General features: G+C 64.6%; 19 protein-coding genes. 14 read left to right on the top strand and 5 right to left on the bottom strand.

What is annotated here, in order from left to right; all coding sequences use genetic code 11:
• The first annotated feature begins 7 nt into the window (after positions 1-7).
• The 10 genes from P1U55_RS00325 (at position 8) to P1U55_RS00280 (ending at position 8,474) form a co-directional block, all read left to right on the top strand.
• Positions 8-1,045, top strand: coding sequence for an MBL fold metallo-hydrolase (locus tag P1U55_RS00325; protein WP_301045466.1), 1,038 nt, complete (start codon positions 8-10; stop codon positions 1,043-1,045).
• A complete protein-coding gene (locus tag P1U55_RS00320) occupies positions 1,042-1,521 on the top strand; it encodes a DUF6173 family protein (protein WP_301045464.1) in 480 nt (159 codons plus the stop codon). Before P1U55_RS00325 ends, P1U55_RS00320 begins: the two co-directional genes overlap by 4 nt.
• 51 nt (positions 1,522-1,572) lie before the next feature.
• Positions 1,573-3,414 (top strand): DNA mismatch repair endonuclease MutL, encoded by a 1,842-nt coding sequence (mutL, locus tag P1U55_RS00315; RefSeq protein ID WP_301045460.1) that lies wholly within the window; start codon positions 1,573-1,575, stop codon positions 3,412-3,414.
• Positions 3,411-4,643: a DNA recombination protein RmuC gene (gene rmuC, locus P1U55_RS00310; RefSeq protein WP_301045455.1), complete on the top strand. Its 1,233-nt coding sequence runs from the start codon at positions 3,411-3,413 to the stop codon at positions 4,641-4,643. Before mutL ends, rmuC begins: the two co-directional genes overlap by 4 nt.
• Positions 4,644-4,812: 169 nt before the next feature.
• Positions 4,813-5,565 (top strand): SDR family NAD(P)-dependent oxidoreductase, encoded by a 753-nt coding sequence (locus P1U55_RS00305; protein ID WP_301045453.1) that lies wholly within the window; start codon positions 4,813-4,815, stop codon positions 5,563-5,565.
• Between the two features lie 68 nt (positions 5,566-5,633).
• Complete coding sequence (locus P1U55_RS00300; RefSeq protein ID WP_301045452.1) at positions 5,634-5,954, top strand: DUF3775 domain-containing protein; 321 nt, start codon at positions 5,634-5,636, stop codon at positions 5,952-5,954.
• A gap of 254 nt (positions 5,955-6,208) precedes the next feature.
• Entirely contained in the window at positions 6,209-7,126 is a 918-nt protein-coding gene (gene trxA, locus P1U55_RS00295; RefSeq protein ID WP_301045450.1) for a thioredoxin, read from the top strand.
• Between the two features lie 26 nt (positions 7,127-7,152).
• Complete coding sequence (locus P1U55_RS00290; protein WP_301045448.1) at positions 7,153-7,812, top strand: LON peptidase substrate-binding domain-containing protein; 660 nt, start codon at positions 7,153-7,155, stop codon at positions 7,810-7,812.
• Positions 7,809-8,009, top strand: coding sequence for a Trm112 family protein (locus P1U55_RS00285; protein ID WP_301045446.1), 201 nt, complete (start codon positions 7,809-7,811; stop codon positions 8,007-8,009). The genes P1U55_RS00290 and P1U55_RS00285 overlap by 4 nt, the downstream gene beginning before the upstream one ends.
• Before the next feature lie 3 nt (positions 8,010-8,012).
• Complete coding sequence (locus tag P1U55_RS00280) at positions 8,013-8,474, top strand: GNAT family N-acetyltransferase (protein WP_301045445.1); 462 nt, start codon at positions 8,013-8,015, stop codon at positions 8,472-8,474.
• A gap of 39 nt (positions 8,475-8,513) precedes the next feature.
• On the opposite strand, the gene P1U55_RS00275 is transcribed toward P1U55_RS00280, so the two are convergent.
• Positions 8,514-9,737 carry a UbiH/UbiF/VisC/COQ6 family ubiquinone biosynthesis hydroxylase gene (locus P1U55_RS00275; protein WP_301045444.1) on the bottom strand — a complete coding sequence of 408 codons (1,224 nt, stop codon included), beginning with the start codon at positions 9,735-9,737 and terminating at the stop codon, positions 8,514-8,516.
• Positions 9,738-9,829: 92 nt separating this feature from the next.
• Between P1U55_RS00275 and P1U55_RS00270 the strand changes: the two genes are divergently transcribed.
• The 3 genes from P1U55_RS00270 (at position 9,830) to P1U55_RS00260 (ending at position 15,462) form a co-directional block, all read left to right on the top strand.
• Positions 9,830-11,155 carry an amidase gene (locus P1U55_RS00270; RefSeq protein ID WP_301045443.1) on the top strand — a complete coding sequence of 442 codons (1,326 nt, stop codon included), beginning with the start codon at positions 9,830-9,832 and terminating at the stop codon, positions 11,153-11,155.
• 195 nt (positions 11,156-11,350) lie between these two features.
• Entirely contained in the window at positions 11,351-12,538 is a 1,188-nt protein-coding gene (locus P1U55_RS00265; RefSeq protein WP_301045442.1) for an aminotransferase class I/II-fold pyridoxal phosphate-dependent enzyme, read from the top strand.
• A gap of 23 nt (positions 12,539-12,561) precedes the next feature.
• The gene (locus P1U55_RS00260) at positions 12,562-15,462 is read left to right on the top strand and encodes a DNA translocase FtsK (protein ID WP_301045441.1); all 2,901 of its coding nucleotides are present in this window, start codon (positions 12,562-12,564) and stop codon (positions 15,460-15,462) included.
• Between the two features lie 68 nt (positions 15,463-15,530).
• Here the strand turns inward: P1U55_RS00260 and P1U55_RS00255 are convergent, their stop codons facing one another.
• The gene (locus P1U55_RS00255) at positions 15,531-16,025 is read right to left on the bottom strand and encodes a metal-dependent hydrolase (RefSeq protein WP_301045440.1); all 495 of its coding nucleotides are present in this window, start codon (positions 16,023-16,025) and stop codon (positions 15,531-15,533) included.
• A gap of 106 nt (positions 16,026-16,131) precedes the next feature.
• On the opposite strand from P1U55_RS00255, the gene P1U55_RS00250 reads away from it, so the two are divergent.
• Complete coding sequence (locus P1U55_RS00250; RefSeq protein WP_301045439.1) at positions 16,132-16,737, top strand: outer membrane lipoprotein carrier protein LolA; 606 nt, start codon at positions 16,132-16,134, stop codon at positions 16,735-16,737.
• Positions 16,738-16,795: 58 nt separating this feature from the next.
• On the opposite strand, the gene P1U55_RS00245 is transcribed toward P1U55_RS00250, so the two are convergent.
• The 3 genes from P1U55_RS00245 to P1U55_RS00235 all read right to left on the bottom strand — a co-directional run bounded on the left by P1U55_RS00245 (position 16,796) and on the right by P1U55_RS00235 (position 19,349).
• Positions 16,796-18,223, bottom strand: coding sequence for a PepSY domain-containing protein (locus P1U55_RS00245; protein ID WP_301045437.1), 1,428 nt, complete (start codon positions 18,221-18,223; stop codon positions 16,796-16,798).
• A gap of 79 nt (positions 18,224-18,302) precedes the next feature.
• Complete coding sequence (locus P1U55_RS00240; RefSeq protein ID WP_301045436.1) at positions 18,303-18,677, bottom strand: hypothetical protein; 375 nt, start codon at positions 18,675-18,677, stop codon at positions 18,303-18,305.
• A gap of 84 nt (positions 18,678-18,761) precedes the next feature.
• Positions 18,762-19,349, bottom strand: coding sequence for a transglycosylase SLT domain-containing protein (locus tag P1U55_RS00235; protein ID WP_301045435.1), 588 nt, complete (start codon positions 19,347-19,349; stop codon positions 18,762-18,764).
• Positions 19,350-19,413 lie beyond the last annotated feature (64 nt).

The raw sequence follows: 19,413 nt of genomic DNA, 5'->3' as shown, positions 1-19,413 counted from the left end.
CGCGAGGATGGACGCTCAACCAATACGCTCCCCGTGGGAGGCCGCTCCCGGCCCCGGCGAGGCAACCGAAGTCGCCCCCGGCATCCTGTGGCTACGCCTGCCGCTGCCGATGAAGCTGGATCACGTCAACGTCTTTGCGCTCGACGAGGGGGACAGCTGGACGGTGATCGACACCGGCATCGGCACACCCAAGGCCCGCGCGATTTGGGAGCAATTGCTCTCGGATGGCCCGCTCGCTGGCAAGCCGGTGGGCCGCGTGGTGCTGACCCACCATCACCCCGATCACATGGGGCTGGCGGGCTGGCTGATGGCCGGGCAGGGGGCAAGCCTCACCGCCACCCGCACCGCTTGGCTGCTGGCGCGGATGCTCCAGCTTGATGTGCAGGCGACCCCGCGCGATGAGGTGCGCCTGTTCTGGCGGCGTGCCGGGATGGACCCGGCGTTTTACCGCGAGTATCTCACCCAGCGCCCCTTCAACTTTGCCGATCTGACAAGCCCGCTGCCGCTGGGGTTTGAGCGGATTTGCGAGGGGGATCGCCTGCATATGGGCGGGCGCGACTGGGTGGTTCGCATCGGCCACGGCCATGCGCCTCACCACGCAACTTTCTGGTGCGAGGGGGAGCCGCTGGTGTTGGGTGGCGACCAGCTTTTGCCTTCTATTTCGCCCAACCTCGGCGTTTCCGCGACCGAGCCAGACGCCGACCCGGTTGGTGAGTGGCTGGAAAGCTGCGATCGCCTCAGCCAGTTCGCCCGCGACGATCAACTGGTGCTGCCCGGCCATAAGCTGCCCTTCACCGGCCTGCCTGCGCGTATTGTGCAGATGATCGACAATCACACCAGCGCGCTGGAGCGGTTGCACACACACCTCGCCACGCCTCGGCGCGGTGGGGAGTGTTTCATGCCGCTGTTCAAACGCGAGATCACCGGTGATGCCTATGTGTTGGCGCTGGCCGAAACCGTTGGCCACCTCAATCACCTCTTGCTCACAGGCCGTGCCACCCGCGAGCCAGGCCCGGATGATGCCTATATCTGGAGGCAGGCATGAGCGATGGAACAGAGGTGCGCACCACCGCCGAGGCGCTTGAAAACAACGCCCTCGAAAGGCTGAGCCAGCGCCGCCGCGCCGTTCATACTGATCCTGAAGCCCCCGCCTCGGCCGAGCAAAAACCGCTGCCCGAAGCGATGTGCGGCGATGAGGAAAAATCACCCGCCGAATGGGCCTATGAGCGGCTGATCCTCTATATCCAGAACTTTGAAGAGCAGCTTGACCCCGATGAAGAGGTTGCCATGGGAATGATGACCGATGGCGGGGCCGGGCTGCTCAAGATCGAGGGGATCGGCTTTTTCGCGCCTGACCTGATCAGCTTTTATGGCCGTGGCGTGAACGGCCATCGCACCCAGCTTGTGCAGCATGTGACGCAGCTCAACGTGACCTTCCACGCCCTGCCAAAGGATGAGGATGTGCCCGAGGCCGCGCGCATTGGCTTTCGCCTTGCCAAGGGGCTTGAGAGCGAGGGCTAGGGCGGATTTCCCCATGGCAGAATCGCGTGGGGCTATGCTATCTCTTGTGGTATGCAAGCTGCCCGCCCCAACATAAGCTCTGATCTGCCGCAAATTCGCCAGTTAGACGAGACGGTTATCAACCGGATCGCCGCCGGTGAGGTTGTTGAGCGGCCCGCCTCGGCGGTGAAAGAGCTGGTGGAAAATTCGATTGATGCGGGCGCCACCCGGATCGAGGTGACCGTCTCCAACGGCGGCAAGAGCCTGATCCGCGTCACCGATGATGGCTGCGGCATCCCGCCAGAGGCGCTGCCGCTGGCCCTGTCGCGCCACGCGACCTCCAAGATTGATGGCTCGGATCTGCTGGACATCCGCTCCTTTGGCTTTCGTGGTGAGGCGCTGCCTTCGCTTGGCGCGGTCGGGCGGCTCGTTATCACCTCCCGCTGCGCGGGCGGGGATGCCTCGCAGATCAGCTGCACCGGCGGCACGCTGGGTGCAGTAAAGCCTGCTGCGCTCACCTCGGGAACGGTGGTTGAGCTGCGGGATCTGTTTTACGCCACGCCGGCGCGGCTGAAGTTTTTGCGCTCGGACCGCGCCGAAAACCAGGCGATCAGCGATGTGGTGAAGCGCCTTGCGATGGCCGAGCCGTTCATCAGCTTCACCCTGCGCGATGAAAGCAGGGGCGAGCCGCGTGTGACCTTCCGCGCCGATGGCCAGACGGGCGATATGTTTGATGCGCTGTCGGGGCGGCTTTCCAACGTGCTGGGCCGTGAATTTGCCGAGAACGCGCTGGCGATTGATGCCGAGCGCGAGGGTGTTCACCTCACCGGCTACGCTGCTTTGCCCACCTATTCGCGCGGCTCTTCGGTGGCGCAGTTTCTGTTCGTCAATGGCCGCCCGGTGCGCGACAAGCTGCTGATCGGCGCACTGCGCGGCGCTTACGCCGATTTTCTCAGCCGGGATCGCCACCCGGCGGCGGTGCTGTTTCTGGATGTTGATCCGCAGCGCGTGGACGTCAACGTGCACCCTGCCAAGGCCGAGGTGCGCTTTCGCGAGCCGGGGGTGGCGCGCGGGCTGATCGTGAGCGCGTTGCGCCACGCGCTGGCCGAGGCCGGGCACCGCGCCTCAACCACGGTGGCGGCGGGCGTGCTGGGCGCGCTGCGCCCCGAACCCACCGGCGCGCCCCGCGTTTACCAGATGGACCGCCTGCACCCCGGTGCGCTGGCGCAAAGCTATGCGCTGCAAAGCCCCGTGGTTGAGCCGATGGGCTTTGCCGAGGCCCCGACCGGGCGGATTGAGGGCACGCCAGAGGGCGTTGACGAGAGCCTGACCCACCACCCGCTTGGCGCGGCGCGCGGGCAGGTGCATGAAAATTACATCATCGCGCAAACCGAAACTGGCATGGTGATCGTGGATCAACACGCCGCGCATGAACGGCTGGTTTACGAAAAGCTCAAGCGCCAGATGGCCGAAAATGGCGTGCCCGCGCAGGCCCTGCTGATCCCCGAGATCGTGGAACTCAGCCCCGATGATGCCGCCCGCCTGCTCGGCCACGCCGAGACCTTTGCCCGCATGGGCCTTGCGCTGGAACCGTTTGGCGCCGGCGCGGTGGCGGTGCGCGAAACACCTGCAATCCTTGGTGAGATCAACGCCGAGGCGCTGCTGCGCGATGTGCTGGACGAGCTTGATGATCTGGGCGAGAGCCAGCTGATCCAAGAGCGGATCGAAGCGATCCTGAGCCGGGTGGCCTGCCACGGTTCCATCCGCTCGGGCCGCCGGATGCGCGGTGAAGAGATGAACGCGCTCTTGCGCGAGATGGAGGCCACGCCGCATTCGGGCCAGTGCAACCACGGGCGGCCCACCTATGTGGAGCTGAAACTGAGTGACATTGAGCGGCTGTTCGGGCGCACATGATCGAGATTGATGGCACCTCCTATGCCCTCACCGATGTGCGGGTGATCGGCGCGGCGCTGGCGATGCTGCTGGTTGTCGTGCTGCTCTGGCTGCTCATCGCCACGGTGCGCCGGGCCGGGCGGGCGGCAGAGGCGGCTGGGCAGATTGGCACGGTTTCAAAGGCAGTTGAGGCGCTGGCGCAGGGGCAAAACCGGCTCGATGGGCGCATTTCGGCGGTGTCCGAGCATCAGGCGAACAGCCAGACGCAGGTGATCCAATCGCTAGAAACCCGTCTCGCCGAGGTGCAGCAGCAAATGGCGGATCGGTTGCACCAAACCGCGCTGCACTCGGCCCGCACGCTCAACGACATGCAGGAAAAGGTGAGCGAAACGCTCACAGGCTCCTCCAAGCAAACCGCTACCTCGCTGACCCAACTCACCGAGCGGCTGGCGCAGATCGACAAGGCGCAGGCCAATATCGAAAAGCTGTCGGGCGATGTGCTGGGCTTGCAGGACATTCTGAGCAACAAGCAAACGCGCGGGGCGTTTGGCGAGATCCAGCTCAACGATATCGTCGGCAAGGCCCTCCCGCGTGACAGCTACACCCTGCAAGCCACGCTGGAAAACGGCAAACGCGCCGATTGCCTTGTGCATCTGCCCAACCCACCCGGCCCCATCGTGATTGACGCCAAGTTCCCGCTTGAGGCCTATGAGGCGCTGCGCAACGCCACCACCGATGCTGAAAAAGCCGCCGCCGCACGGGCGATGCGCACCTCGGTCAAGGCGCATATCACGGCGATTTCGGGCAAGTATATCATCGAGGGCGAAACCGCGGATGGGGCGCTGATGTTCCTGCCCTCCGAAGCGGTTTATGCCGAGTTGCACGCCAATTTCCCCGAGCTGGTGCGCGAGGGCTTTGCCGCCAAGGTCTGGATCGTGTCTCCCACCACCTGCATGGCCACGCTCAACACCATGCGCGCGGTGCTGAAGGATGCGCGGATGCGCGAGCAGGCCGGGGCGATCCGCAAGGAACTGGCCTTGCTGCACAGCGATGTGGACCGGCTCGGCAAGCGCGTTGGCAACCTTGATCGCCACTTCGGGCAGGCCGCCAAGGACATTGAAGACATCAAGATTTCCGCCGACAAGGCGGGTAAACGGGCGCACCGGCTGGATAATTTTGACTTTGAAGAGCTGGCCCCCGACAAGGATGACCCATCTTCGGTGGTGCCGCTCACAGCCCCCAAGGGCTGAAAATCGCCCAAATCGCAGGCAATGGCGGGAAAGTGAAAGCCCGCGGCGATGCGGGGCGTGAACTTCCCGGTGCCGATCAGTGTATAGTAAGGCGTCATCGGCGCGGAATCATGCTGCCGGGCGACGCTGTTAATGGGATTTTGCAGAATTACGCCGAGGAGGGCTTTGAATGATCGAGTGGCAGGGGAAACGGTATTGGATCATCGGGGCAGGATCGGCGCTGGGCCGGGCACTGGCGGACCAGCTTTCACGCGTTGGGGCCGAACTGGTGCTCACCTCCTCCGATCTGGCCGCGATGGAGCAACTGGCCGAGCTGCTGCCCGGCAAGGCCGAGGCGGTTGAGGCCGATGTTTCTGATCCGGGCGCAATGCGGGCCGGTGCCGCCAAGGCGGGCACGGTTGATGGGGTGATCTACCTGCCCGATGGCGAAGGCGGCTTTGGCGCTTCCAACTGGGACACCGCTGAAATCGAGCGCGTGATCGACCGCAACCTCAAGGGCGCGCTCAATACCGTGGGCGCGGTGCTGCCCGGCATGGTCAAGGCCGATAGCGGCCACCTGCTGCTGGTTGCGGGGCTTTCGGCCTATCGCGGGCTGCCCGGTGAAATCGGTTATGGCACCTCCATGGCCGCGATCATGCACCTTGCCGAGGAGCTTTACGCCGATCTGCGCAACACCGGCGTGAACGTGCAGCTTGCCTGCCCCGGCCATGTCATCGCCGCCGATCCGCTGGAGCATGGTGATACCCCCGCCGCCCTGCCGCCCTCGGTGATGACAGCCGATGCCGCCGCGCGGGAGCTGTTTGAGCACATGAATGACGAAGTGTTCCAAAAGAGCTTCCCCACCATGCGCGGCTGGGTGGTGCGGCTTTCACAACTGATGCCAAACTGGCTTTATTACCGCCTGTTCCGCTCTCAGCTCTAGGCGCGGTCGGTTCGGGCTGGAAAGCCCGCGCGCAAGCTGGCACTCTGGCAAAAAGGAGGAAGCCCACCATGCTCGACATTTCCAACGGCAAGATTGTGCGCGTTATTGCGCTGGCCCGTGAATACGGTTCTGACGGGGTGGCGGTGCGCAACTATATCTCCGGCCTCAACGCCGATGAGCAGGCCAGCCTTGTCGCGGTGATGTGGGTGGGGCGTGACAGCTATGAAGCTGAGGACATCGAAGACGCCAAGCGCACGGCTCTGGCCGAGGCCACGGCCCCCACGGAAGACTACCTTGGCGGTGAGCCTCAACTTGCCGACCTGCTCGAAGGCGGCATGGAAGCCCTTGGCCTGAACGTGGCCGATGAGGAAGACCACCTGCGCGGCTGACCTGCGGTTTCAGGCGGGGCAAATCAGCCCCGCTGCAAATGCCACCGCTGCGCTCACCCCATTCGCCACAAAACCCGCAATCCCCCGCGCCGCTGCCACAACCTTGGGCGAGCGTTGCTTTGAGCCAAATCGCATATGCCCGCGCGGTTGGTTTGCGGCGGCGTGGGGAGAGCGGCATTTTGCCCGCTCCCCTTGCAAGCGCCGGGATGATGCGCCATCTAATCCAGCAAAACGCCCACTAACGGAGCCCTACCATGCTTGAACTCGGCCAAGGCAACACCCCACCCGCAGGCGATCTCGTTTCGGATGTGAGCGAGGCGGATTTCATGGCAAAGGTCATCGAGGCCAGCCAGACGACGCCGGTGATCGTTGATTTCTGGGCCCCTTGGTGCGGCCCTTGCAAACAGCTTGGACCGGCGCTTGAGGCCGCTGTCATCGCCCAAAAGGGCAAGGTGCAGATGGCCAAGGTCAACGTGGATGAAAACCAGGGCATCGCCGGGCAGTTGCGGGTGCAATCCATCCCCACGGTTTATGCGTTTTTTCAGGGGCAGCCGGTGGATGGCTTTCAAGGCGCGCTGCCCGAGAGCCAGATCAAGGAATTTGTCGAGAAGGTTGCCGCGCTGGCAGGCGACGGCGAGGAAGATGGCGGGCTGGCCGATGCTATCGCCGCCGCAGAGGAAATGCTTGAAGAAGGCGCCGCAGCCGATGCCGCCGAAACCTTTGCCGCGATCCTTGAGGAAGACCCGGCCAATGCCGCCGCCTTCGGCGGGCTGATCCGCGCCTGGCTCGCCGCTGGCCAGACAGAGCAGGCCGAAGCGATGCTTGGCACCGTGCCCGAAGAGATCACCGACGCGCCCGAGATCGAAGCCGCCCGCGCCCAGCTTCAGCTGGCCAAACAGGCCGCTGATGCTGGCCCGGTCACCGAGTTGCGCGCCAAGGTCGAGGCGAACGCCGATGACCATGCAGCCCGCCTTGAACTGGCCCAGGCCCTGCACGCCAGCGGCGATACCGAAGCCGCGATCAACGAGCTTTTGGAGCTGTTTCGCCGGGACCGCGAGTGGAATGACGGCGCCGCCAAGACCCAGCTCTTCACGATTTTCGATGCGCTCAAGCCCGATGATCCGCTGGTGCTGACCGGGCGGCGCAAACTCTCGTCGATGATATTTGCCTGAGGCGGATCGCGGCTTAAATTGAAGGCATGATCACATCAACCGATCTCCCCGAGACACTGCCGGTTTTCCCGCTGCCCGGCGCGCTTTTACTGCCCCGCGCACGGCTGCCGCTGCATATCTTTGAGCCGCGGTATCTGGCGATGCTGGATGACACGCTGAAAACCTCGCATCGCCTGATCGGCATGGTGCAGCCCTGCGAAACCCCCAAGGGGCAGGGCTGTTCTCCCGGCACGCTGCACAAGATCGGCTGCGCGGGCCGTGTGACCGGCTTTTCCGAAACCGAGGATGGCCGCTACATGCTCACCCTCACCGGCATTTCGCGCTTTCGGGTGCTGGAGGAGGTTGATGGTTTTGCGCCCTATCGCCGCGTCACCCCCTGCTGGAAGGGGTTTGACCGCGATCTTGGCAAGCCCGAGCATGACGCGGGCTTTGATCGGGGGCAGTTCATGCCCAAGCTCTGCCGCTATTTCGAGGCGCGCGGCCTCTCCACCGATTGGGACACGCTGGAAGACGCGGATGACGAGTTGCTGATCAACTCCCTCGCCATGCTCTGCCCGTTCGAGGTGGAAGACAAACAAGCGCTGCTGGAGGCGCCATCACTGGAAACCCGGCGCGAAACACTGGTAACATTGATCGAGTTCGACCTGCGCAGCGGGGGCGACGATCTGGAGGAGCGGATGCAATGAGTGACGAGGAAAAGCAGCCTCAATCCGGCGTTGAGCGCCATGTGCTGGAGGCGCTGGTTTGCCCGCAAACCCAAGGCGTGTTGCGCTATGATGCGGCGGCGGCCGAGCTGATCTCTGACAAGGCCGGGCTGGCCTTCCCGATCCGTGGCGGCATCCCGATCATGCTGATCGACGAGGCCCGCACACTCGACCCCTAAGAGATGCAGATCCGCCCGCTTGAGGCAAAGGCCGATCTGGCGCTGGTTTTGCAGTTTTATCGCGACGCGCCGGACTATTGGCAGCTTGCCGAGGGCGTAGCGCCGGACGATGCCAAGGCGCGCGCATTTTTCACCGATGGTCCGCCGGGGTGTGATCCGGCGCAGTCCTATCCGCTGGGAGCCTTCATCGAGGGGCGGTTGGCAGGGCGGGCCGAGCTTTCCTTCGGGTTTCCCGCTCCGGGCGATGCCTACCTTGGCTTCATGATGTTCGCTCCCTCGGCGCGTGGCGCTGGCCGGGGGCGGGCGTTGCTGGCGCATATCGAATGGCTGGCGCGGGCCGCAGGGGCCAAGGCGCTTTACCTCGCGGTGCTTGGCGTTAACCCGCGTGGCCGGGCGTTTTGGGAGCGTGAGGGCTTTGCCGCAACCGGCGTTTGCGCCGGGGGTTGGATCAAGCAACCCGCGTGATGAGGTGCATCGGCTGGTGAAGGCGCTTTAGGCCGCTGGCTATAGCGGACGCCCTTGTAAGAGCCGTGGCAAATCGCCCGTCAGCCCGGCGGCTTCGCGGATGAAGCGCTGGCGCAGGTCTGGCAGGGAGGCGACGATATCCACGCCGACATCGCGCACCGAGCGCAGCAGGGGATTATCGTTTGAGAACAGCCGGTTGAACCCGTCGGTTGCGGCGGTGAGCGCGGTGCGGTCAAAGCTGCGCCACGCACGGTGGCGCTCCAGCACCAGCGGGTTGCCAATGTCTTCGCCCCGGCGGCGCGCTTGGGTGATGACCTCTGCCAGTGTGGCCACATCGCGGAGCCCCTGGTTGAGGCCCTGCCCGGCAATCGGGTGAATCCCCTGCGCGGCATCGCCCACCAGCGCCAAGCGGGGCGCGATGATGGCATCGGTCACCGTGAGGTTGAGCGGGTAGGCAAAGCGCTGGCCCGCAAGGCGGATCGGCCCAAGAAAATCGCCAAACACCGGGCGCAGCGCCTCCAGAAACGCCTCATCGCTGGCCGCGGCCAGCTCTTCGGCGCGGGCGTGGCTTTCAGACCAGACGATAGAGCTGCGATTGCCCTTGAGCGGCAAGATCGCGAGCGGGCCGCTGGGCATGAAGAACTGATGCGCCGTGTCGCCGTGGGGCAGCTCATGCGCAACCGCGCAGGTGAGCGCGGTTTGCCCGTAATCACTGGTGGTGCGGCTGATCCCCGCGCGCTGGGCAGTGGGGGAGCCACGGCCATCGGCGCCCACCAACAGGCTGGCGGCAAGCTGCTCGCCCGAGGCCAGCGTGACAGTAACAGCGCCCGGCCCGGCTTCTTGCGCCACAATCTCCTGGCCCGCCATCACGGTGATCCGGGGGGTGCTTTCCATCGCTTTCAGCAGCACCGGGCGCAGGTGGCGATCCTCCACCATATAACCCATCAACCCCTCGTCGATCTCGGCCCCATCAAGGTGGAGAAAGCCGCCAAGCGGCCCCTCACCGGCGCGGCCATCGCCGGTTTTTACATGGTTGATCGGCTGGGCGTCATCCACCACGCCCTCCCACAGCCCAAGGGCCGCAAGCAGCCGTTGCGAGGCCAGCGCCAGCGCGTAGCAGCGCCCGTCAAAATCGCTGGAAAGCTGCGTTGGGGTGGGGAGCTTGTCCACCACCGCCACGCGGGCACCGCCCTGGGCGAGGGCGAGGGCGAGCGTGCTGCCGTTGAGGGAGCCGCCCGCGATGATCACATCAAACCGGGTCATGGCACGCAATATGCTGCCCGGTGCGGGATTGTCCATGGTGCGAAGCGTCGCTACCTTGCCGCGCGGGGCGCAGAACGGCTTGGAGCTTTCAGATGGAATATGCAGGACAATCGGCAGCAGCCCTTGGCCGGGCGATCGCAGCAGGTGAGATTGATCCGGTTGCCTTGACGCAGGCCTTTCTGGATGCGGCCGAGGCCCATGCCGAGAGCGGGCGCATCTATGCGCGGCTCACGCCCAAGCGGGCGCTGGCCGAGGCAAAGGCGGCGCAAGCGCGGACGCGGGCCGGCACGCGGCGCGGGCCGCTCGATGGGGTGCCGATCAGCTGGAAAGACCTGTTTGACAGCGCCGGCGTTGCCACCGAGTCCGGCTCGGCCTTCCTCAAGGGGCGGGTGCCCGGCGAGGATGCCGAAGTGCTGGCGCGGGCCAGTGCCGAGGGGCTGGTGTGCCTTGGCAAGACCCATATGACCGAGCTTGCCTTTTCGGGGCTTGGGCTCAACCCCGTCACCCAAAGCCCGCCTTGCGTGAATGATCCTGAGGCGGTTTCCGGCGGCTCATCCTCGGGCGCGGCAACCTCGGTTGCCTTTGGGCTGGCGGCGGCGGCTGTTGGCTCTGACACTGGCGGCTCGGTGCGGGTTCCGGCCTGCTGGAATGATCTCGTGGGGCTGAAAACCACCCATGGGCGGGTGTCATCGCGCGGGGTGGTGCCGCTTTGCGCGCGGTTTGACACTGTTGGCCCGCTCACCCGCACGGTGGAAGATGCCGCCCTGATGCTTTCGGTGCTCGATGGATCGGGCGCGGCCGATCTGCGCGGCGCAACGCTCGCAGGGCGGCGCTTCATGCTGCTTGAAACCGTGGCGATGGAGGATCTGCGCGGCGCGCCGGAGGCAGGCTTCTTCAGCGCGGTTGAGCGGCTACAGGCGGCGGGCGCGGTGGTGGAGCGACGGGAGGTGCCAATCGTGGCCGAGGCGATGGCGCTCGCGGGGCCGCTTTACGGCGCCGAGGCCTGGGCCACATGGGCCGATGAAATCACCGCGCAGGGCGATCTGATGTATCCGCCGGTGCACAGCCGCTTTAGCGGCGGCAAGGATGTGCGCGCGCAGGATTTTATCAAGGCGTGGCAACGGCTTGATGTGATTCGCCTGGAGTGGGCGGCGCTGGTGGCCGGGTATGATGCCGTGCTGCTGCCCACCTGCGCAAACATGCCGCCAAAGCAGGCCGATGTGCTGGCCGATGAGGGTTATTTCTCCTCTGAAAACCTGTTGGCCCTGCGCAACGCCCGCATCGGCAACCTGCTTGGCCTGCCGGTGCTGACCCTGCCCACCGGCCTGCCCTCTACCGGCCTCTCGCTGATGGGGCCTGCAATGGGGGAGGAGCGGCTGCTTCGGCTTGGGGCGGCGGCCGAGCGGGCGCTGGCTTGACCCAAGGGCATTGCGGCCAGATCGGCCTGTAATCCGCCCACGCGCGGCCCGTCCATCGACTCAAATGCCACAATTCACCCCCTCCCGGTGAGAAAACACCCACTCGCGGCTGGACGAACCCCGCCTGCGCGGCCTAATCTGGGGCAAAGCGGGGCATAGACCCGGCACCCGAGGCAGAACAAGTAAATAAAACCAATGACCTATCCGGAGCGGTTTTCGAACCTCCCTGACTATGCGTTTCCGCGTCTGCGCACGCTTCTGGCCGGCACCCCGCCGGGCGGCAAGGTCTGTGATATGACCATCGGCCAGCCGGGCCATGGGCTTCCGGGCTTTGTTGCGCCGATCATCACCGAGCACATGCAGGGCTTTGCCACCTATCCGCCCAACCCCGGCACGCCTGAATTGCTGAAGGCGATCACCGGCTGGCTCAAGCGCCGCTATGGCGTGTCGCTTGACCCTGAAACGCAGGTGATGGCGCTCAACGGCACCCGTGAGGGGCTGTTCAATGCCTGCCTTGCGCTATGCCCCGAACAGGCCCGCAATGGCGATACGCCAACGGTGCTGATCCCCAATCCGTTCTATCAGGTTTATGCGGTGGCCGCCGCGGCTGCCGGGGCCGAGCCGGTGATGGTGCCCGCGACCGAAGACACCGGCTTTCTGCCGGATTTCGCCAGCCTGCCCGAGGATGTGCTGAACCGCGCGGCGATTGCCTATATCTGCTCGCCCTCCAACCCGCAGGGCGCGGTAGCCGACACGCCTTACTGGCAAGAGTTGATCGCCATTGCGCAAAGCTTCGGCTTCACGATCTTCGCCGATGAGTGCTACTCGGAAATCTACCGCGATACGCCGCCGCCCGGTGCGCTTGAAATGGCCGCCACCTTGGGCGCCGACCCTGAGAGCGTGGTATCGTTCCACTCGCTGTCCAAACGGTCAAACCTGCCCGGATTGCGCTCTGGCTTCGTGGCGTCGGGGCCGGAAAACATCAAACACATCAAGCAATTGCGCGCCTATGCCGGGGCACCGCTGCCGCTGCCGCTTCAGCGCGTGGCAGAGCTGGCCTGGTGTGATGAGGCGCATGTTGAGGAAAGCCGCGCGCTTTATCGGCAAAAGTATGCGCTGGCCGATGAGATCTTCTCCGGCTGGCCGGGCTACCGTGGGCCACAGGGCGGGTTTTTCCTGTGGTTGCGGGTGGCTGACAGCGAGCAAGCCGCCCTGAAAGCCTGGCGTGAGACCGGGGTGAAGGTGCTGCCGGGGGCCTATCTGGGCCGCGCGGTAAACGGGGAAAACCCCGGCGCGGGCTACATCCGCGTGGCGATGGTAACAAAAGACATGGACGAGTTGCAGGACGGGCTCACGCGGCTGCGTGACTGCCTCGCCACTTGAGGGACAGGGACGAGGGACAAAAAATGGCATATCAGGCAAAACAGCGCGATCCGCTTTTCGACAGCAATATGCAGGCAGCCATCGAGCGGCGCGGGCGCGAGCTTGCCGGGCTCGGGATGCTGGGCGCGGCCCTTCTTATCGCTTTGATTCTCGGCTCTTACGTCCCCGATGATCCGTCGTGGCTTTCGGCCACCGACGACCCGGCGCAAAACCTGCTGGGCCGTTTCGGGGCTTCGGTTGCCGGGCCGCTGTTCATCATCGTTGGCTATGCGTCCTGGACCATCCCTGTGATCCTTGCCGCCTGGGGCCTGCGCTTTACCCGCCACCTTGGCAGCGAGCGGGCGCTGGGGCGGCTGATCTTTGCGCCCATCGCCATTGCTGCGGCGGCGATCTATGGCGCCATGCTGTCTCCCGGCACCGGCTGGACCCACTCCTTTGGGCTGGGCGGGCTGTTTGGTGATACCGTTCTGGGCGCTTTGCTCACGATCCTGCCGTTTGGCGCAGGCGCGGGCGTGCGCGTGCTGGCAATCCCGATGGGCCTTGGCGCGCTGGCGCTGGTGCTCTTTGCCGTGGGGTGCACCCGGCCCGAGATGCAGCGCTTTGGCCGTTTCCTGATGGTTGGCATGATCGTGGCCTATGCCGGTGTGGCCAAGCTGCTTGGCAAGGGGGCGGAAGGCTCGCTTGGCCTTGCGCAATCCCTGCGCGAACGCCGCGCCGCCCGCCGCGATGCCGCGCTGCTGGCCGAGGCCTCTGCGCCCGCGCCGCAGCATTCCACCCGCCCTGATTTTACCCCGCGCCCGCTGGTGGTGCGCGAGGATGATCCGGTGATCGAGCCGCTTGCCGCACCTGCCGCCCATGTGCCTGAAAAGAAGGGCCTTCTGGCCCAGGTCACCGGCTTCGTGAAGCGCGCCGAGCCAGAGCTTGTGACCCATGATCCCGTGCTTGAGGCCAATGCCGGCGAGGCCGAGGCCCCCACCGATGAGCGCATCAAGGCGCGGATTTCCGATGCGATCCGCCAGCGTGCCCGCGGTGGCCAGGCCGTGCGCCCGGCGCTCACCAACGGGCTGCCCGCCGAGCCGCCGCTACGGGCCCGTGCGCCCCAGCCTCTGGTGGTGAACACCCGTGGCGCCGTGCCCCCCGCGCCGATGGCGATGATGGATGACGCGGTTGAGGGCGAGGCTGCTGCCACACCGCCCATGGCAACTTTGCCGCCGGTGCCGCCCCTCATGGCCGAGCCTCTGGCCTATGCGCCTGCGCCGGAGGAGGCCGCGTCGCCGCCCCAGCCTGCCGCCGCCAGCTATGCCGCCCCGCCGGTGCCAGAGCCGCGCGCCGTGGTGCAGCATCCGCCGCGCAAAACAGTGCAACCCTCCCGCCGCGCTCAGGCCGAGGCGCAGCCTGCGCTGGCCTTCGAGGAGCAGTCCTCCAGCACCGGGTTTGAGCTGCCTCCCCTGTCGTTGCTTGGCACCGCAAAAAAGATCGACCGCGCCTCGCTTTCGGATGAAGCGCTGGAAGAAAATGCCCGGATGCTCGAGTCGGTGCTGGATGATTACGGTGTGCGCGGCGAGATCGTTTCGGTACGTCCCGGCCCCGTTGTTACCATGTATGAGCTGGAGCCTGCGCCGGGCCTCAAGGCCAGCCGCGTGATCGGGCTGGCCGATGATATCGCGCGCTCCATGTCGGCCCTTGCGGCGCGGGTTTCCACCGTGCCGGGCCGCTCGGTGATTGGCATCGAACTGCCCAATGACCAGCGTGAAATGGTGAACTTCCGCGAAATCCTGTCGGGCCGTGATTATGGCGATGGCAATCACCGCCTGCCGCTGGCGCTGGGCAAGGACATTGGCGGTGAGCCGGTTGTGGCCAACCTCGCCAAAATGCCCCACCTGCTGATCGCCGGGACCACTGGCTCAGGCAAATCGGTGGCGATCAACACCATGATCCTGAGCCTGCTCTACAAGCTCTCCCCCGATGAGCTGCGGCTGGTGATGATTGACCCCAAGATGCTCGAACTGAGCGTCTATGATGGCATTCCCCACCTGCTCAGCCCGGTGGTGACCGACCCGAAAAAGGCGGTTGTCGCGCTCAAGTGGGTCGTCGGCGAGATGGAAGACCGCTATCGCAAGATGTCGAAGATGGGCGTGCGCAACATCGAGGGCTATAACGCCCGCGTCCGCGAAACCCTGTCCAAGGGCGAGCTGTTTTCGCGCACCATCCAGACCGGCTTTGACGATGATACCGGCGAACCCGTGTTCGAGACCGAGGAGTTCAAGCCCGAAACCCTGCCCTTCATCGTGGTGATCGTCGATGAGATGGCTGATCTGATGATGGTCGCGGGCAAGGAGATCGAGGCTTGTATCCAACGCCTTGCGCAAATGGCGCGGGCCTCGGGCATTCACCTCATCATGGCCACGCAGCGCCCCTCGGTGGATGTGATCACCGGCACCATCAAGGCCAACTTCCAGGTAACGAGCAAGATCGACAGCCGCACCATCCTTGGCGAAATGGGCGCCGAGCAGCTTTTGGGCATGGGAGACATGCTTTACATGGCCGGCGGCGGGCGCATCCAGCGGGTTCACGGGCCGTTCGTTTCGGACGAAGAGGTTGAGGAGGTTGTGAACCACCTCAAGAGCTTCGGCGTGCCGGAATATGTGAGCGGCGTGGTTGATGGCCCGGAGGATGACAAGGAAAACGACATTGATCTGGTGCTTGGCCTTGGTGGCAACACCGACGGTGAAGATGCGCTTTACGATCAGGCGGTGCAGATCGTGATCCAGGATCGCAAATGCTCCACCAGCTACATCCAACGCAAGCTCGCCATCGGCTACAACAAGGCCGCCCGCCTTGTGGAGCAGATGGAAGACAACGGGCTTGTCACGGCGGCCAACCACGTTGGCAAGCGCGAGATTTTGGCCCCTGAGCCGCAGTAAACCGAGGGATGGGTTATAGCGCCCACCCTACAGATTGCCCGTAGGGTGGGTGCCAACCCACCTAACCCTCAACCTCCCCGGCGAAGCTCCCGGATGAGTAGCGCCAGCGCGGCGGCGCAAATCGCCAGCTCCACGGCGAAGGTCCAGTGCAGCACAAAGTTCCAGACCCACCAGTCATAGCCTTGGTTGGGCACGCGGGTGATCTCGAAACGGGTATCGCTGAAGGGCCAGAGCCAGCGGATCTCGGCGGCAAAGGAATCCAGCGTCATGTGCAGCCATAGCCCGGCAAAGGCGAAGCCTGCGTAAAGCCCGGCGCGTGCATATCCCAGCCACCGCCCGCCAACCCACCAGACAGCGCATATCGCCGCCCAAAAGAGGGGCGCGTGAAACAGGTAATCATGGTGCGGGTGCTGGCGGCGGTCGACAAGATAGAACCACACCATATCAACATCCGGCAACACCGAGGCCGCAAGCCCCACGCCAAAGGCCGCCAAAGGCGCGCGCCTGACCTTTTGCAAACCGCGCGCCAAAAGGTATCCCGCCGGTAAATGAGCAATAAACACAGGCTGTTATCCCTTCACACTCGGATGTTATCGTATATCAGCGAGAATGGGCCTAAGTTATCGCCAACCGGGTGAAAACCCAGAAGAAACAACATAGGTAGGACGCATGAAATCGATCCGCACCCTTCTCGTGGCGCCGCTTTTGATGCTGGCGCTGGCCCTTCCCGCTGCGGCGGAAAAGGTCTCGCTCAACGCGCTGTCGGCGTATCTCAACAACTTCAAAACGGCGACCGGCGAGTTCACCCAGATCAACAGTGATGGCACCATCTCTACCGGCACGATCTTCATCCATCGCCCCGGGCGCATCCGGTTTGAGTATAACCCGCCCGACCAAAGCCTTGTGATGGCTGGCGGCGGGCAGGTGGCGATCTTTGATGGCAAGTCCAACACCGGCCCCGAGCAATACCCGCTCAAGCGCACGCCGCTGTCGATCATCCTTGCCAAGACGGTGGATTTCAACCGCTCCGGGATGATCACCGGCCACAAGTCTGACGGTAAAACCACAACCATCCGCGCACAGGACCCTGAGCACCCGGAGTATGGCCATATCGAGCTGGTGTTTACCTCTTCGCCGGTCGAGTTGCGCCAATGGGTCATCACCGATGACAGCGGCACCCAAACCACCGTGGTGCTGGGAGAGTTGAAAAAGGGCGGCTCCTTGGGCGCGTCGCTTTTCAGCATCCCGCAAGAGGCGGCCAAGCGCGGAAACTAAAGCGTCACGAGCAAGGTAATAAAGGCCGGCCCCAACCAAAGGGCCGGCCTCTTTTGGTTTAACCCTGGCGGGCAAAGACCGGGCGCAGCATGGGCCGCAGCCCGGCATCAACCAACAGCACCGCAGCAAGGGTGATCCCGGCCATCGGGAAGGCGAGGCCAAGCACAAGGGCAATCGCCACAGCGCCGGGCCAATGGGGCAGGGCGGGCGGCGGTGGCGGGGCCGCCAATCCGCGCAGGCCGGCAGGCCGCCGCTTCCACCACATCACCACGCCCGAGACGCAAACGAACAGCACCGCAAGGCAGAACAGGGTGTTTGCCAGCACGCTCCACAGGCCCAAAGTGCCCATGTGCAGCGCAATCCCCACCGCCATTGCCTTGCCCATCAGCGAGTAATCGGCGTAGCGAACATCGGCCAGCACCTCGCCTGAGTAGCGATCAAGGTGGAGGATCCGGTCACTTGTGGGGTTTACACTATCGGTGCTCATGGAATCGCGGCTCAGCGTCCAAACCCCGGTGTCCCCCTTTGGCAGGTTCAGCTGGTAGCGCCCGTCAAACCCGGTGCTGCGCGCAAAGGCATTGACCCGGTCGATATCCGGCAGCGGCCCGGCGCCAGTGCCAGCCTCGGCCTCGCCGCCCGCGGCTGCTGCGGCGTTCGCGCCATGGTTCGCGTGTGGATCAGAGGCAGGCATCAGCGTTTGCTCCAGCGCCCATGGCACCTCTTTGGTGCCGCCGTTCAGCGCCTCGGCGTGGGTCACATCGCTGATCGGCACGCCGCTGTACTTGCCTTCCGGAAAGCTTGACCACGCCTGCACCATCTTCTCGCCCCAAACCCCGGACCAGGACAGCCCGGAGATGAGGAAAAACAGCAGCACCACCGAAATCCAGGTCGCCACCGAGCCATGCAGGGACTTCCATCCGCTGCGGCCACCCCGGCCCCAGCTTGGCACAAGGGCGCGCAGCCCCTGGCCATTGCGCGGCCACCACAGGTAAAGCCCCGTGACCAGCAGCACGATGCCCAGCGAGGCGGCGATCTCGATCATCCGATCCCCCGTTACCCCAAGCAGCAGCGTGCCGTGGAGGTTATCCATCGTGTCATACCAGCCGCTGCGGCGCGGAAAGCTCTCCAGCAGTTCGGCGGTATAGGGGTTGATGACGGCCATCATCGGGCCTTCCGCCGTATCCACCCGGAAGATCGCGGCCAGATCGTCGCGCCGGGGGGCGATGTATTGCGCCAGCGTGCCATCGGGGAAGGCGCTCAGCGCGGCCTCTGCCTGCGCCGAAACCGCCGCCAGCGGGGCCTCTTGCGCCACCACCGCGGTGTGCTCGCCATCGCGCCCGTCAACAAAGGCGAGCCACAGCATCGCCATCCCGCTGAGAGCCAGCATGATGAAAAACGGGATCACATAGAGCCCGGCGTAAAAGTGCCATCGCCACACGGCGCGATAGCGGGCAGGGGCTTCCTGCCGTTTGAGGGTGTCTTGCATAGTGCACTCCTGTTGCCCGGCGGCGCAGGGGCCTGTCCGGTGCATGAATTTCGATTGATCGGTTTGTCGTGGGGTTTGATCAGCCGAAGGCAGGAGGGGGGCCGCGTGGCGCACCCTCATGGTGCGCTTGCAGCGGGTGCAGCGCCAAAGGCTCTGCGGGCAGCAAATGGGGGAGCGGGCGCAGGATGCGGGCCTCGCCCGAGCGGGCAGACACATCCGGCAGCGCCGCATGGCTCATGGTGCAGGGCTGCTCGGCCTCTGCGGTGGCATCCGGCACCTCCATGGGGGTGCCGTCCGGGGCAATCCGAAGGGTGATCAACCCGTCGCCGGTGCAGATCACAATAGTCTCGCCGCCCGCCAGCCCCAAACCGGCCAGCACGGCGGTGGCCTTGGGAAAGACCAGCCCCAGAAGCAGGGTGCAAATCAGCAAAAGGCGAGACAACGTGGCAAACATCACGCCGATGTCATACCCTCAGCGGTGATCGCTGCAAAGACCCGTTGTCACCCGCCGCACCTTGCGGGCGGCGGGACAGCGGCGCTAGTTCTTCCTGCAGGATGCCAGCTGCACGCGATAGATTTCCGAGCGCAGGCCCACCTCACCGGCTACCCGAACCAGCCATGGCTTGCTGTTGTAGCTGGCGTTGCGAAAGCCGGTATGGCCCTCGTGATAGGCCAGATACTGGCTGCGCGCGTCGGTCAGCGATACGCCGTTCCGCTCGCGGGTCTTGTTCATGTACCAGCCCATGAAGTCCGTCGCGTCCTTGATATCGTCGCGCTTGGCCCGCCGGTTGCCGGTTTCCTTTTTGTATTCTTCCCAAGTGGCATCCAGCGCCTGGCTGTAGCCATAGGCCGAGCTTTGCCGCCCCATCGGGATCACGCCCACCGCCCATTTGAAGGGGGTTCGGGCGTCCGGGTCAAACTTGCTCTCCTGGTGGATCGTGGCCATCTGCACATGCACCGGCACGCCCCAGTTTTTCTCTGTCTTCTTGAAGGCGCGGTAATAGGTGGGCCGCTCCTGCAACAAAAGACAGGCATCTTCCAGATTTCTCGGGGATTTTTTATCACTGCCGCCGCCACAGGCCGCAAGAAGGCCCAGAACCAGCACGATGCCGATTTTCCTGCTCATTGCTCGCTCGCTCTTTTTATCGCTTGATGCGTTTTTCTTGCCGGCAATCATAAGGCAATTCACC

The organism is Vannielia sp., assembly GCF_029212645.1.
Lineage (GTDB): Bacteria > Pseudomonadota > Alphaproteobacteria > Rhodobacterales > Rhodobacteraceae > Vannielia.
Note: the sequence above shows the minus strand (reverse complement) of the source record. Positions and strands in the feature narration are given on the sequence as shown.